General features: G+C 62.2%; 9 protein-coding genes and 1 riboswitch. Of the genes, 6 read left to right on the forward strand and 3 right to left on the reverse strand.

What is annotated here, in order from left to right; all coding sequences use genetic code 11:
• The first annotated feature begins 89 nt into the window (after positions 1–89).
• From E3E11_RS04500 to E3E11_RS04515, 4 genes are all read left to right on the forward strand, one after another.
• Positions 90–1,316, forward strand: a complete 1,227-nt coding sequence (locus tag E3E11_RS04500; protein ID WP_194149703.1) for an efflux RND transporter periplasmic adaptor subunit — start codon at positions 90–92, stop codon at positions 1,314–1,316.
• A gap of 5 nt (positions 1,317–1,321) precedes the next feature.
• Positions 1,322–4,546 carry an efflux RND transporter permease subunit gene (locus E3E11_RS04505; RefSeq protein WP_141451357.1) on the forward strand — a complete coding sequence of 1,075 codons (3,225 nt, stop codon included), beginning with the start codon at positions 1,322–1,324 and terminating at the stop codon, positions 4,544–4,546.
• The gene (locus E3E11_RS04510) at positions 4,543–6,303 is read left to right on the forward strand and encodes an efflux transporter outer membrane subunit (RefSeq protein ID WP_231118819.1); all 1,761 of its coding nucleotides are present in this window, start codon (positions 4,543–4,545) and stop codon (positions 6,301–6,303) included. Before E3E11_RS04505 ends, E3E11_RS04510 begins: the two co-directional genes overlap by 4 nt.
• 132 nt (positions 6,304–6,435) lie before the next feature.
• Positions 6,436–6,888, forward strand: coding sequence for a hypothetical protein (locus tag E3E11_RS04515; protein ID WP_141451358.1), 453 nt, complete (start codon positions 6,436–6,438; stop codon positions 6,886–6,888).
• A 53-nt stretch (positions 6,889–6,941) separates the two neighbouring features.
• On the opposite strand, the gene pnuC is transcribed toward E3E11_RS04515, so the two are convergent.
• The 3 genes from pnuC to E3E11_RS04530 are packed head-to-tail and all read right to left on the reverse strand — an operon-like array spanning position 6,942 to position 11,267.
• Complete coding sequence (gene pnuC / locus E3E11_RS04520; protein WP_141451359.1) at positions 6,942–7,559, reverse strand: nicotinamide riboside transporter PnuC; 618 nt, start codon at positions 7,557–7,559, stop codon at positions 6,942–6,944.
• A complete protein-coding gene (locus tag E3E11_RS04525) occupies positions 7,559–8,824 on the reverse strand; it encodes a phosphotransferase enzyme family protein (protein ID WP_168189198.1) in 1,266 nt (421 codons plus the stop codon). The genes pnuC and E3E11_RS04525 overlap by 1 nt, the downstream gene beginning before the upstream one ends.
• A 7-nt stretch (positions 8,825–8,831) precedes the next feature.
• Positions 8,832–11,267, reverse strand: a complete 2,436-nt coding sequence (locus E3E11_RS04530; RefSeq protein ID WP_231118820.1) for a TonB-dependent receptor — start codon at positions 11,265–11,267, stop codon at positions 8,832–8,834.
• 140 nt (positions 11,268–11,407) lie between these two features.
• Positions 11,408–11,517: riboswitch (TPP riboswitch) on the reverse strand.
• Positions 11,518–11,839: 322 nt separating this feature from the next.
• On the opposite strand from E3E11_RS04530, the gene rpe reads away from it, so the two are divergent.
• Together rpe and E3E11_RS04540 are read left to right on the forward strand one after the other, a co-directional pair.
• The gene (rpe, locus tag E3E11_RS04535) at positions 11,840–12,625 is read left to right on the forward strand and encodes a ribulose-phosphate 3-epimerase (RefSeq protein WP_141451361.1); all 786 of its coding nucleotides are present in this window, start codon (positions 11,840–11,842) and stop codon (positions 12,623–12,625) included.
• 7 nt (positions 12,626–12,632) lie between these two features.
• Positions 12,633–14,261, forward strand: a complete 1,629-nt coding sequence (locus tag E3E11_RS04540; RefSeq protein WP_141451362.1) for a heparinase II/III family protein — start codon at positions 12,633–12,635, stop codon at positions 14,259–14,261.
• The last annotated feature ends 62 nt before the right edge of the window (positions 14,262–14,323 follow it).

Raw genomic sequence — 14,323 nt, forward strand, 5'->3', positions numbered from 1 at the left:
CCAAACGATTCATGCGTGATATTCTCCAGACTTCCTTTTCCGCCACGGCATCCCGCCAGGCCCCCTGCACCAAAACGCGGCAGCGTCTGATGACGTTCGGCCTGTTGGCGCTGGGAGGGCTTGGGCTGGCCGGCTGCCAGAAAAAAGCCCCATCCAAGGCCGTGCTCCAGCCCGTCGGCGTGGTCACGATGCGTGAGACGAGCGTGGTGCTGAACACCATGCTGCCGGGGCGCACGGATGCCTATGAACAATCGGCGATCCGGCCTCAGGTAAGCGGTGTGCTCACCTCGATCACCTATCGCCAGGGTGCGGACGTCAAGCAGGGTGAGCAGCTCTACCAGATCTACCAGCCCCCCTATCAGGCCGCTTATGACCGGGCCAAGGGCCAGCTGCTCCAGGCGCAGGCCAATGCTGTCCGCGCCCATGGTCAGCTGCAGCGTTACAGCCATCTCGTCGGGCCGCATGCGGTCAGTAACCAGGATTACGATAATACCCTGGCCACATCGCGCGAAGCGGATGCCCAGGTCTATCAGGCCAAAGCCGAGCTCGAATCAGCGGAAGTCAATCTCAATTACAGCCATGTCCGCTCTCCCATCAGCGGGCGCATCGGGCGCACCATCTATACGGTCGGCACGCTGGTGACGGCCAATCAGACCTCCCCCATCGCCGTGGTGACGCGGCTCGACCCGATTTATGTGGACGTCAACGTGGCTGCGGCAGAGATGCTGCGCCTGCGGCGGGAGCTGGCGACCGGTCAGCTGGAGCGCAACGGCTCGGCGGCGGCGGTGCATATTGAACTGCCTGACGGTTCAACCTACGGCCCTGTCGGCAAGCTTGAGCTGGCTGAAGTCACGGTCGATCCGGCCACCGGCACCATCATCATGCGTGGCCTGATGCCCAATCCTGATAAACTGCTGCTGCCCGGCATGTTCGTTCAGGCCGAGATTCATGAAGGGCTGGACAAACACGCCCTGCTCGTGCCCCAGATCGGACTGCTGCGCACGCCCAAGGGCACGCCTTATGTGCTGGTGCTCAACGATCAGAATATCGTTTCCATCCGACCCGTGACGGTCAGCCGCACCATCGGCAACACCTGGCTTGTCACTTCCGGCCTCAAGAGCGGTGACCGGGTGGTGATCACGGGGCTGCAGAAAATTCAGCCTGGCGCCAAAGTGGCGCCGCACGCCGTGAATTTCGACTGGCCGGCTGCGGCGGGCGCACCGATTCCTGGAACGACCCAGAACACGCAGCCCCAGAACACCCCCTCACAAAACGGGCAGCCGCAAAAACAGCCGGCCGGTCAGGGAGGGAAGTAAGCCTCATGTCCCTTTCGCGGTTTTTCATCGATCGCCCGGTTTTTGCCTGGGTGATCGGGATTATCATCATGCTCGTCGGCCTGGTTGCGGTCAAAACCATGCCGATCGCCCAGTATCCCAGCATCGCCCCGCCCATGATCGCCATCGCGGTGGATGACCCGGGCGCTTCAGCCGAGACAGTCGACAACACGGTGGTGCGCCCGATCCTGCAGCAGATGTTCGGGCTTGATCATCTCGAATATCTGTCGGCGTCCTCTTATGGCAATGGTCATATGGAGATCGACCTTACCTTCGCGCAGGGCACCAACCCCGACATCGCGCAGGTCCAGGTGCAGAACAAGCTCCAGCTCGCCCAGCCACGCCTGCCGCCTGAAGTGGTGCAGCAGGGACTGAGCGTGACCAAGGCCGTCAAGAACTTCATGCTTGTGATCGGTTTCATCTCCACTGACGGCAGCATGAGCGGACCCGATATCGCCGATTTCGTTGCCTCCAACGTCTCCGACCCGCTGTCGCGGGTTACCGGGGTGGGCGATCATCAGATCTTCGGCTCCGAATATGCCATGCGCATCTGGATGGATCCGGCCAAGCTTTATAATTATGCGCTCAGTGTCGGTGACGTGCAGCAGGCTGTTGCCGCCCAGAACATTCAGGTGGCCTCTGGCGAGCTGGGCGGTCTGCCGGCCGTGAAGGGGATCGGCTTCGACGCAACGATCATCGGACCGACCCGCATGACTGACGTCGCCCAGTTCAAGAACATTCTCCTCAAGGTCCAGCAGGACGGCAGCCAGGTGCGCCTCAAGGATGTGGCCGAGGTGGAACTCGGGCCGCAGAACTACAATCTCACATCTTTCTACAACAACCAGCCTGCCTCGGCCATGGCGCTCAAGCTGGCGCCCGGCGCCAACCAGCTGGCGACTGAAGCGGCTGTCCGCGCGCGCCTGCAGGCTCTGGAACGCTTCTTTCCGCCTGGGCTGAAGGTCACTTACGCTCTGGATACGGAACCCTTCATCATTCACTCGATTGATGAAGTCATCGAGACCCTGGTCATCGCGATCATCCTGGTCTCCATCGTCATGTTCGTCTTCCTGCAGAACTGGCGCGCGACGCTGATTCCCACCATTGCCGTGCCGATCGTCCTGCTGGGCACCTTCGGCGTGCTCGACATTCTCGGCTATTCGATCAACACACTGACCATGCTTGCCATGGTTCTGGCCGTCGGCCTGCTGGTAGATGACGCGATCGTGGTGGTGGAAAATGTCGAACGCGTGATGACCGAGGAAGGCCTGCCGCCCAAGGCTGCAACGGGCAAGTCGATGGATGAGATCACCGGAGCCCTGGTCGGCATCGTGCTCGTGCTGACGGCGGTGTTCCTGCCCATGGCCTTCTTCGGCGGGTCCACCGGCGTGATCTACAGGCAGTTCTCCGTCACCATCGTTGCGGCGATGTGGCTGTCGATCCTGGTTGCCACTACCCTGACACCGGCTCTCTGCGGCTCCCTGCTCAAGCCGGGCCAGCAGGGGTCGAGCTTCTGGGCTGCCCGGATGTTCGATCGTGGCTTTGAACGCCTGACGAATTTCTATGTTTTCGGTCTCAAGCGCCTGATCGCCCATCCCTATCTCAGCATGCTCTGCTTTGCGGGGCTGACGGTCCTGACCGTTGTCCTGTTCACCCGCGTGCCCGGCGGCTTCCTGCCGGTTGAAGATCAGGGGCTGATCTTCGGCCAGGTCACGATGCCGCCCGGCGCGACGCTTGAGCAGACCGCGAACGTGAACCGGAAGGTCGCTGCCTATATCCTCAAGACCTACCCCAAGGATGTCGAATCCGTCTTCAGCATGAACGGCTTCAACTTCGCAGGCCAGGGACAGGGTGCAGGCGCGTTCTTCATCCGGCTCAAGCCCTGGTCGGAGCGGCCGGGCTACCGCAACAGCAGCATGTATCTCTCAGATGAGATCATGAAACATTTCTGGCTGGATCCGCAGGCGCAGATCTATGCCATCAATCCCCCGGCCGTGCTGGAGCTGGGCAATGCGCAGGGCTTCGACCTGGAGCTGGAGGATAACGGCCATCTCGGTTATGACGCGCTGATTAAGGCACGCAACAGCCTGCTTGCCGCGGCAGCCAAGGACCCCAAGCTGATGGCGGTCCGGCCGATGGGGCTGGAGCCGGCGCCCCAATATGTCCTGAACATCGACCGTCAGAAAGCCAATGCCCAGGGCGTGGCCAACTCTGACATCAACACGACCATCCAGGGCGCTCTGGCTTCCATCTACGTCAACCAGTTCCTGCGTGCCGGCCGTGTGAAGCAAGTGTACATCCAGGGCGTGGCCGATTCGCGTATGGTGCCGGTAGAGCTGCAGAAATGGTACATTCCCAACAAGCTGGGCAATATGGTGCCGATCAACACCTTCATAACCGGCGACTGGATCGTGGGTCCGCAGAAGGTGGAGAACTATAACGGTCTCAGCTCCTTCGAGATCCAGGGCCAGGGCGCGCCGGGCGTCAGCTCCGGCACAGCGATGCAGCAGATGGTGAAGCTGATGCAGAACCTGCCGCGCGGCATCGGCTATGAATGGACCGGCATTTCCTATGAGCAGGTCGCCGCGGGTGCCTCGACAGGCACGCTTTATGCTTTTTCAGGCATCGTCATCCTGCTCTGCCTGGCAGCGCTTTACGAAAACTGGGCCGTTCCCATCTCGGTGATGCTCGTTCTGCCCCTGAGCGTTCTGGGCGCCATCGGCGCCACCCTGGCACGCGGCTATGACAATGACGTGTATTTCCAGGTCGGCCTGCTGACCACGGTGGCGCTTTCAGTCAAGAACGCCATTCTGATCGTCGAGTTCGCCCAGGCTTTCTATGAGCAGGGCGACACGCTTGAACAGGCCGTGCTCAAGGCGGCCCATGAACGCCTGCGCCCGATTATCATGACCTCGGTTGCCTTCGTGTTCGGTGTGCTGCCGCTTGCCATCGCCAATGGCGCAGGCGCTGCGGCACGGCGGGCCATCGGCACCTGCGTGGTGGGCGGCATGCTTTCAGCCACCTTCCTGGCGATCTACTTCATTCCGGTCTTCTACGTCGTGGTGCTCAAGCTGTTCCGGGTGCAGCGCATCTCGGCCGTCCGGGCGCGCGAGGCCGAGGAGCTCAAGGAGGCGATGGCGCACAACAAGGCCAAGGCTGCCAAAGCCCAAAACGGGACGGCTGACGGCAGAACGGGCGGAGGAGCACAGGCATGAACGCGATGAGCCGAACCGGAAAAGGAAGCCCTTTCCGCCTGACTGCCGTTACTCTGGGTGGGGCTGCAACGCTGCTTCTTTCAGCCTGCAATTTCGCCCCGCATTACAAGCAGCCTGTGACCGGCGTGCAGTCGAGCTGGCCCAGTGACACCTATACGCCGACGGTTCAGAGCAAGCTGAAAGTGTCGGATCTGGGATGGGAGGAATTCTTTACCGACCCAAGGCTGAAAAAGCTGATCTCCCTGGCGCTCAACACCAACCGGGACCTGGCAAGCCAGTTTGCCGCCATCGTACAGGCCCGCGGGCAGTATGAGATGCAGAACTCCGCCCTCTTCCCCAATATCAGCACCGGGGCAGGAGCGATGTATCAGGATCCCTCCACCAATGCGGGTTTCTCCTTCGCGCCAGGCAGTGACAGCGGCCATAACGGGCAGCAGATGATCAAGCTGCTGCATTTCTACCAGACGTCGATCGGGTTCTCGTCTTATGAGATCGATCTCTGGGGACGGATCCGCAATCTCTCCAAAGCCCAGAAAGAGGAGACGCTGAGCAGCTACGACAATCTGCGCAATCTCTGGATATCCACCATTTCCCAGCTGGCTTCGACCTATATCCAGTGGCTGGCCGATGTCGAGATGCTCAAGGTCGCCCAGGCGCGCCAGAAGAACCAGGAGGAAACCTACCGGCTCACAAAGCTCTCCTTTGTGAACGGGGAAGAAAATGCGCTGACCATGGCGCAGATCGCAAGCCAGATCGACCAGGCACGCACGGATGTTTCCGTGCAGATCGGCGCCATCGGGCGTGACGTGCATGCGCTGCAGCTGCTGGTGGGCCAGCCCCTGCCTGCCGACCTGCCACCGCCGGCCCCCTTCGGTCATCAGACAGTGCTTGCTGATCTGCCGGCCGGCCTGCCTTCCGACATGCTGCAGCAGCGCCCCGATATCCGTGAGGCCGAGCACAAGCTGCGTGCGGCCAACGCCAATATCGGTGCTGCGCGTGCCGCCTTCTATCCCCGTTTCACCCTGACGGCCTCGGAAGGGATTTCCTCGCTGCAGTTCAAGAAACTGTTCACCAATATGTCGGAAACCTGGGGTCTTTCCCCGAGTGTCAGCATCCCGCTTCTGACCTGGGGCCAGAATTCCGGCAATCTTCACACGGCCAAGGCAGCCCAGGCTCAGGCTGTGGCTCAGTACCAGAAAACCGTGCAGAAGGCCTTCAAGGAAGTTTCCGACGCTCTGACCTCGCGCGAGACCTACAAGCTGCAGGATGAAAGCATGGCGCGCGTGGTTGGAAACACGAAGCAGGCCTATGACCTGGCTTATCTGCGTTTCCGCGAAGGGATAGACAATTATCTGGCCACGCTGGAAGAGGAACGCCAGCTGTTCATGGCCCGGCAGTTCCACATCTACGTGCAGGGCGCGCGGTACCAGAACATGGTGACGCTTTACCGCGCCCTGGGCGGCGGCTGGAGACGTTACACTCCTGGTACGCCTGTCACCGCATCGGCAACCTTTGTTGCCGGCACGCCGACCGGTGTGGCTCAGGCCCAGCAGCAGCTTCAGGAACGGGCCCAGCTCCAGGCGCAGGCGCTGCAGGCAGACGAAAATGCGCCGCCAGCCGCTCATCCCGGCCAGCTTCCCTCTGTCTCGCATACCATGGCGGCCGACAGCCGGGGCCGTGCTCAGGGCGTGCAGGTGCAGGGGGCGGCAGAGCGGGCGGCCACCATCCGCGGGCCCGTGCCTGACAGTCCGGACTGAAGATGGCAGGACCTGAGGAATATTTGCTTTCCGGGAAGGGAGAGCGGTAAGTAAGGGACAGCGAGGTCTGCTGAAAGCGTGGCAGCACGCCGGAACCAGGCACTGAAGAAAAGAGTGGGAAAGAAGCAGAAGATGCCGTCATTCGAACCGTTGCGTTTGATCCAGATCCAGCCCAGGCGCGGCAGGCGGCTTCTGGCGCTGCTCTGTGCAGTCGTGGGTATAGGGAGCGGCATGGCGCTGCACATGCAGAAAGCCCAGGCGGCTCCTGGGCCCCAGACCTTCGGCGACCGTGATGCGAAGAAGCCTCCTTCTATGCACCAGCTTTTCAGATCTTCCCAGCTGCCCAAGACCTATGCTGATTTCAGCATGTTTCACTTCGTGCCCCGTGGCTCCATCATCGTCGAGCAGCCGGAACGCGGGCGGCTGATCTTCAGAAGCCGCAAAACCGGTCAGCCTAATGGCTATGCGGAGCTGAAGGGGGATTCCGTGCTGTATTACGACCCGGCCGGCAGACCCATCCGCCTGCAGCACCTGACCCCTGAGGAAATGGATCGCTGGAACAAGAACGCCCTCGCCAACCGCTGAGGGACAGCTATCTGCAGGCCTGCTCTCGGGGCGCCGTTTTCAGACCCTCGTTTTCAGTGATTGAAAGGCTCTCGGCCACTTCCGGTGCGAAGTTCAGGTCTCAAGTCGCACCATTGCCGCCAGCCATAAACGGCCATGAGAGTGAAGCAGGCGTAAAGAAGCGCTGTCAGGTCGAGATGGCGGCTTGCGAACAGTCCCACGTAAACCGAATCGACCACGATCCAGAGCAGCCAGCTGGCCCGGTAGCGACAGGCCATCCAGAACTGACCCAGAAGACTGGCGCTGCTGAGCAGAGCATCCAGAAAGGGCAGAGGGTCATCAGTGTGACGCAGGATCAGTGCCCATAGCCAGGCCCCGGCTAGGGTCACTCCGAGCGCGCTCAAAACCTTTGGCCAGGTGAGGGAACGGATGGCAAGGGAGGGAATGCGGTCAGATGCCTGTTTTCTTTCCCGGGCCCAGCTGTGCCAGCCATGCAGGATGCCGAGACAGAAAAAACCCTGAAGCGTCATGTCCGCATAGAGGCGTGCGTTGAAAAACACCAGTGCGTAAAGCCCACAGGCGATCAGGCTGACTGGCCAACCGGCCAGGGCGCGGCGTGCGGTCAGCCATACCCCGGCCAGACTGGCCGCGACGGCTGTGCTTTCAAGAAGGAATTCCGGCGTGACTGCCATCACCCTGCGCCTCCCGAAGGGTTGGCGCTGACCGCTTCAATGAGTTTCTGCCCTGCGGGGCTTTCAAACCAGCGGGCATGGCCGAGCAGGTAACCTGACCACACATCCCGCCTGGCAGTGGGCAGGTCATGCAGCAGGGCCGCATAATAGGCCAGCTCCGTGAGGGCGAATTGGACATGGACCAGAGGCAGGAAACGCCCTGTCAGCTGCCGTTCGACAAGGGTGCGGGGTCGGATGGCCTCATAACCGGCCAGAAAGGCATGCAACTGGTCCCAGGCGACAGGGTCGCGCCCCATGTTCATCCAGCGTATGAAGCTGCGCTCGACAGCGACAGCGAGATCGAAAGGCGCGCTGGTATGGCCACTGAGGCCGAAATCGAAGACTTCGCACACCTCTTCTTTTCCCGGCACCATACCAGGCCTCCAGGAGAGGTTGGAGCCGTGCCAGTCCCCGTGCCCCCACAGGGGCTGCACGTCACCAAGATTGGGGCGCAGCGCCTGATGGGCGGGGGTGAGAGCCGGCAGCAGGCTGCGGCGCCAGTCATCCTCCATGCCTGCGCCCATGCCAAGCTGTGCCAGGCTTTCCAGCAGGCCCGGCTGGGTGGGAAGCCAGGTGGTCAGGCCGGCTTCCAGGTCAGGCATCTGCACGGCCCGGCCACCGGACATCAGCAGCACGTCGCCGTCAGACGCGTTGAAGCCTGTGCTGGCGAGATGAAGGCGGGCCAGCATGCGGCCAGCGGAAGCGGCGTGGATTGGGGAGCGGTAGGGTTCCCAGGACAGGGTGTGACGGTAGAGATCCTCCCCCCTGAAGGCCGGAAAGACTTCATAGAGATTGCCGCCTTCCTGCTCGGTGGTGCCGGAAAACCGGCTGGAAGCCTGAGCAGAGTCGGCAGGCGTGGTTATGCGCGTCAGCGGCAGGGGAATGTGGAGGTCCTGCTGGGCACTGGCCATCAGGTGGCGCATGAAAGCGTGTTCGGTTTCAAGCCGGCTGGCTGAGCGCAGGCGGTGGTCATGACGCTTGAGAAAGACGCGTTCAGGCAGAGAGCCGGGCGGCCTGAAACCTGGCAGGGGCGCAACCTCAAACAGGGCACCGGCCGAAAAGGGACGCGCACTCTGCCACAGCGGCGGTAACCGGGGAACGAGGCCGAAACCCGCCAGGACCCGCCGGGCTTCGGCCCCGGTAATCGGCGGCCAGTCCCGCGGGCGCTCTGCGTCAGCCAGACCCAGGGCCAGGGTGTGAGAGGAGCCGGGTACAGCCTGGGTCATCAGGCGCTCAGAAGCCGGTGGAGGCGGTGAACAGCACTGCAAAACCGCCGCCGATGTAGAACTTGGCCGGGTTGGCGGCAATGGTGGTGCCGTGCAGCCCGCGGGTGGCGTGGGCATTGGTGCCTGGCGTGCCGACGCCTGAGAGATAACGCTGGTTGGAAAGATTGAGGAAATTAAGGCGCAGCTCCGGGCGTTTCAGGGTGGCATCGCGGAAGAGGGCGACATTGCTGAAACGGTAGCCAAGGCTCAGATCCGCCGTCATGTAGGCCGGCATTTTCTCGTCATTCATGAAGGTGGCGTACTGGCTGCCGGTGTAGCGAGCGGTGACCATGCTGAAGAAATGTCCGTCATCATAGCGCAGCCCTGCCGCGCCTGAGAAATGCGGGCTGCGTATTGCCGTCTTGCCGCGCGTGGGAAGCCAGTCCCCGTTGACCGGCAGATTGCCGTCCATGGTGGCATGCAGGTATTCAAAGGACAGGTAAGGGCTGAGATGGTGCCAGGGCCGCGTTCCCAGCTCGATATCGACGCCGCGGGTGGTCTGTCCTCCGGCATTGATGGTGGAGGAGATGTTCTGCACGCCGTCACGGGTGATCAGGGTTTCAATCAGGCGATTGGTGAAGTTGTAGTTGAAGAAGGTGATGCTCCCCACCAGCCAGTCACCTGTGCGCCGGTAACCCAGTTCCTCGGTAATGGAATATTCGTTCTTCAGGCCGCGCGAATCTCCGGGCGCATAATAGGCCGTGACAGCAGGGGCGCGGAAATTGGTGGTGGCATTGAGAAAGATCTGGTCTTTGGGCGTGATCTTCCACCGCAGCCCGAAACGTGGCAGCGGCTCGGACGTGTTGCTGCCGACATGATAGGGGTAGCCCGAGGCGGCGTCAGGAAGGTTGTTGGTGCCGTTTCTGCTGAGCATGATCTCCTTGAACCCCGCATCAATGAGCAGGCGGTTGTTGAACAGGGAGATGTGGTCTCCGGCGTAAAGGGCATTGACCTGCGCAATGCTGTGGATATCCCAGGCAAGGTATTTTTCCGTCCCGCCCCGGCCGTCCGGCTGCAGCACCTTGCCGTGCCGGCCTGTCGCCCAGATATCGGGCGTGGCGCCGGTAGCGCTGACGCGGGAATAGGGCTGGGTCTCGTGGTCATCTGAATAATCGTACCAGTAGCCCAGAAAGAAGTCGTTCCACTTCCAGCGTGCGTGGAGCTCGGAGGTGAAGCCGGCCCGGTAGCTGCGCTGCAGATAATCGCCGCGTAGCACGGGCGTGGCCGTGGGATTGCCGGCAAGCCCTGCATCTTCCGCTGTCGTGCCGGAGGGCCAGTTGCCGTAGGCGCCTTGGGCGTAAGGGGTGATGTCGAGCGAGAGGCGGTCGTTTGAAGTCAGGGCGAAATGCATGGGCGCCCCCAGGTAGAGCGTCTCCTCGGGATCGCGCCACAAGCGCCAGTAACGCGCTCCCTGCTGGGGGTCTGAAGTATCGAAATGCCGCGCCAGGTGGTTGGGGCCGTGGATGTTGTAGAGTTTCCAGGCCGTCAGGGTGGTTTTGGGATAATAGGCCGTTGTGGTGCGGTTCCAGGACCCGAGCAGAGCGACGCGCGACTGCCCCCACTCCTTGAGGAACTTGAAATCGATGTGCTGTCGTTCATTGTTGCCCGGTCCATGCCAGGCATCGGCGCGCGTGTTGGAATAGGACACGAAACCGCGCAGACCGCTGTTGCCGATCTCGCCGGTTTCAAGGCGGATGAAACCGCGCCGGGTGGCATAAGAGCCGTAGGACATGGCCACCATGCCCCCTGCCTTGAAGGAGGGGTCGAGGTATTTCATGGTGTTCAGCCCGCCCGCGGCATCAATGACAGGGCTGTCGAGATCAGGAGATCCCTGCTGCAGGGCGACCTGGCTGTAATTTTCCGAATCCGCGAACTGGCTGGGCGTGGCGCCGTAGGAAGCCACGTCGCTCATGGGCATGCCTTCAAGCACGTAGCCCAGCGCGTCGCCATTGAGGCCGCGGATGGAGATGTTGGTCTGCGGTGACAGCCCGAAAGGATCGGAAGTGGCGACATTGGCGCCCGGCACGAGGTCCAGCAGCTGGAAAGCATTGGCTGTGGGCGACTGAATGTCGATGTAAGTGCGGCTTACCACGCTGCGTTCCTGCGTGCCCTGCTGGGGTGTGATCAGCCCCCCTGCGACGGCAGTCAGCTCAGGTTTGGCCCGCAAGTTGATCCGCTCAACACCGTGTGCAGTCACGTCATGAACACCCCGTTGTGCACTCCTGCCTGTATTTCTGGTGGAGGCAGCTGGCGTAGCAGGTGCAGTGGGAGAGGCGGTCGCATGGCCTGCAGGCGCGGTCATGAGCAGTTCAGTGGCCAGGCCCAGACTGCCCAGAAGTTTGCCGGCCGGTTTCCATGGCCGCAGCTTGGGCGGAAACCCTGTAGAGAAAGATAATGCAGACATGAATCTTCACCTCGGTCTTTTCGCCCCGGCCGGGTAAGCCAAGGGCAATCACAGGGAAGATCCGGTAATGATGGACGGCAGTTCAGGGAACGCTTTCAGGGGCCTTAAGGTGCCGGGGCACCGACTAGCTGCTTTGCGTAAGCGCTCGGTTATTCCTGTCCCTTCGCCGGTATGAGCCGGATCAGGTTCAAAGGGTCCGGCCTGGTGACCGTCTCAGCCTGGCCAATGCCAGACACCCCTCGGAACGCCAAAAACCTACTACACGTGCCGCAGGCCTGTCCATTGCGGGTGGGGCATGGCACGTGCGTTCTGCCTGCCCCCGTGTCTCTTCAGGGCCGCTTGAGAGGGGGCAGGCCGTGGGGGCCGGTTCTGCCGCTCTTGCATGCAGGGGGAAAGAAACGATAATTTCGCTTTTCTGCTGTTACCCCTAGACCTGTAGTACCCTCAGACCTGCGCCTGCTTTGTCTGACGGTTCCGCAGGGGGTGCTGCAATCCGGTCTCCTTCAGGAGCGTCCTCCGGTGCAGCTCTGACAGAGCCGGTTCATGAAGTCATCCAGAGGATCTCTGAGCGCATGCCACAATCCCCAGCTGTCAGCTCCCGTTCCCTGTCCGCACAGGTGCCTGAAGCTGCGGCCGGTAAACCGCTCATTGCGCCAAGCCTGTTATCGGCAGATTTCTCCGATCTGCGCCGGGAGATGGAAACGGTTGCCACGGCGCCATGGTTGCATCTGGATGTGATGGACGGGCATTTCGTGCCCAATATTTCTTTCGGCATGCCTGTCATCAAGGCGTTGCGGCCCCATAGCAAAGCCTTTTTTGATGCGCATCTGATGGTTTCACCGGTCGATCCCCATCTGGACGCCTTGGCAGAGGCTGGGGTTGACCAGATGACGGTCCATGTCGAGGGAAACTGGCATCTCAACCGGACCCTGCAACGGATTGCAGCACTTGGCTGCAAAGTGGGCGTGGCCCTCTGCCCGGCCACCCCGCCCGAAGTGCTGGGAGAGGTGCTGGAACTGGTGGATACGATTCTCGTCATGACCGTCAATCCAGGCTTTGGCGGCCAGACTTTCATGCCGGGTCAGCTGCCCAAGATCAGGCGTCTGGCGCAGATGATCGATGAGAATGAAGAACGCACCGGACGGCGGATTCTCCTGGGGGTCGATGGTGGTATCAATCTCCAGACGGCCCCGCTGGTGACGGCTGCAGGGGCCCGGCTGCTGGTGGCAGGCTCGTCTGTTTTCGGCCAGAAGGACCGCCCGGCCACCATTGCGGCCCTGCAGGCAGCCGCCTGTGGGGGGGAGGAGGGCGGCAGAAGCGTTGAGGACGTTTCGGCCCGCTCGCCCTCAATACGCTGAGGCAGCAGTGGTTTTCCGTAAAGGTTGGCGTCGCCTGAAAGTCGCCCTGACCCGTTTGCCTGCCCGCAAGCCCGAGCGCAGTCCCGCCTGTTACTATCGTGACCTCGCCCTGGGAGATCCCGAGCAGGGAATGCGGCTGGTGGCTGGGCAGTTCCGTTATGGGGGACAGCTCTGGCAGATGCCTGACCCTGGCGTGCCCGGAAGCTGGGAAAGGGCGTGGCCTGAAGAGGTGACACGCTGGCTTTACGGCTTCGGCTGGCTGCGTGACCTGCGGGCGTTGGGCACCAATGAGGCGCGCCTGACAGCCCGGGCCCTGGTGTGCTCCTGGCTTGCGGCCTCCTGGCAGGATTCCCGGCTTCTGGCCATGGCCCAGGAAGCGGGCATCATGGGGGAACGGCTGTCGAACTGGCTGGGTCATTATGAGTTCTGCCTGTTGACGGCAGTCGAGGAGACACAGGCGGCTGTCATGGAAGCCATGGTGCGCGAAGGCCGCCTGCTGGCCGCCCTGCTGCCCCTGGAGCCACAGGGCTGGCAGGGCCTGGCCGCCCTGCGGGGTCTGCTGGCCGCTTTTATGGCTCAGCCGGAGCACAAGGGCTTTTTCCAGCGTTTCCAACGCTACCTGGAGCGGGAGCTGAAGCGCGTTTTTCAGGCGGACGGCACGGTGGCCGAGCGCAGTCCGGAAGCGCAGTTTCAGGCCGTGCGCGAGCTGGTGAGCTTTCTGCTCATGTTCAATGCTCTGCAGCTTGCGCCGCCGCCTGTCATCGTCTCCCTGCTGGCACGTGCCTGTGCGGTGCTGAGAGCACTCTGTCATGGCGATGGCGCGCTGGCGCTTTTCAACGGATCGCAGGAACGCGCCAGTGCGGAAGTGGAAGCCCTGCTGGCGCGCGCCGAGCGCTATCATGTCATCACGCCCACCCTGCCGCAGGGCGGCTTCGTGCGGCTGACGCTGGGGCGGGCATTGCTGCTCGTGGATGGGGCGCCGCCGCCTGTCAGCGGTCATGACCGTCATGCCCATGCGGGCACGCTTTCTTTCGAATTCTCCTGGGGCGGACAACGTCTGCTCGTCAATTGCGGCAGTGCCGGCTCGGCCGGGCTGCGCCAGGCCTTGCGCGCCAGCCCGGCGCATAATGTTCTGGTGGCGGAAGGGGAATCCTCTTCGGAATTCGGGCCGGGCGGAGGGATTATCCGGCGGCCGGCCCATGTGAGCTGCGCGCACCGGAGCACAGCTGACGCCCATTGGCTCGATCTGTCGCATGACGGCTATCATCCCTCTTACGGCGCAATCTGGAAACGGCACCTGTATCTGGGCGAGGAAGGAGGGGACCTGCGCGGGCGCGAGGTGGTGGAGGGAGAGCGCGACCTGAATTTCGTGGTGCGCTTTCATGTTCATCCTGACGTGAAGGTCATCCAGGAGGACCAGGACATCATCCTTCAGGCGCCGGAGAGCATCTGGCGCTTCTGTCAGTCCGGCGGGGCGCTGCGGGTGGAGCAGGATCTCTATGCCGGGCGCGGCAGCCCTGAAGCGAGCACGCAGATCGTCATCAGGTCACGGCCCGGACGGAGTTTTGATGTTCAGGACGGGCCCGCGCGCAGGCGGCAGCGCATTTCCTGGAAGCTGGAGCGCCTGCCCGAATAAGGCTGCGTGACAGCGGGGCAGGAGAATTTCTGGCGCATTCCCCTCCTTTTTTTAAATCACAA

Origin of the sequence: Oecophyllibacter saccharovorans (assembly GCF_006542375.1) — a bacterium.
Lineage (GTDB): Bacteria > Pseudomonadota > Alphaproteobacteria > Acetobacterales > Acetobacteraceae > Oecophyllibacter > Oecophyllibacter saccharovorans.

Bases quoted from the DNA above. Each gene is read 5' to 3' on its own strand.
- E3E11_RS04500 (WP_194149703.1), top strand. From the start codon at position 90: ATGACGTTCGGCCTGTTGGCGCTGGGAGGGCTTGGGCTGGCCGGCTGC.
- E3E11_RS04505 (WP_141451357.1), top strand. From the start codon at position 1,322: ATGTCCCTTTCGCGGTTTTTCATCGATCGCCCGGTTTTTGCCTGGGTG.
- E3E11_RS04510 (WP_231118819.1), top strand. From the start codon at position 4,543: ATGAACGCGATGAGCCGAACCGGAAAAGGAAGCCCTTTCCGCCTGACT.
- E3E11_RS04515 (WP_141451358.1), top strand. From the start codon at position 6,436: ATGCCGTCATTCGAACCGTTGCGTTTGATCCAGATCCAGCCCAGGCGC.
- pnuC (WP_141451359.1), bottom strand. From the start codon at position 7,559: ATGGCAGTCACGCCGGAATTCCTTCTTGAAAGCACAGCCGTCGCGGCC.
- E3E11_RS04525 (WP_168189198.1), bottom strand. From the start codon at position 8,824: ATGACCCAGGCTGTACCCGGCTCCTCTCACACCCTGGCCCTGGGTCTG.
- E3E11_RS04530 (WP_231118820.1), bottom strand. From the start codon at position 11,267: ATGTCTGCATTATCTTTCTCTACAGGGTTTCCGCCCAAGCTGCGGCCA.
- rpe (WP_141451361.1), top strand. From the start codon at position 11,840: ATGCCACAATCCCCAGCTGTCAGCTCCCGTTCCCTGTCCGCACAGGTG.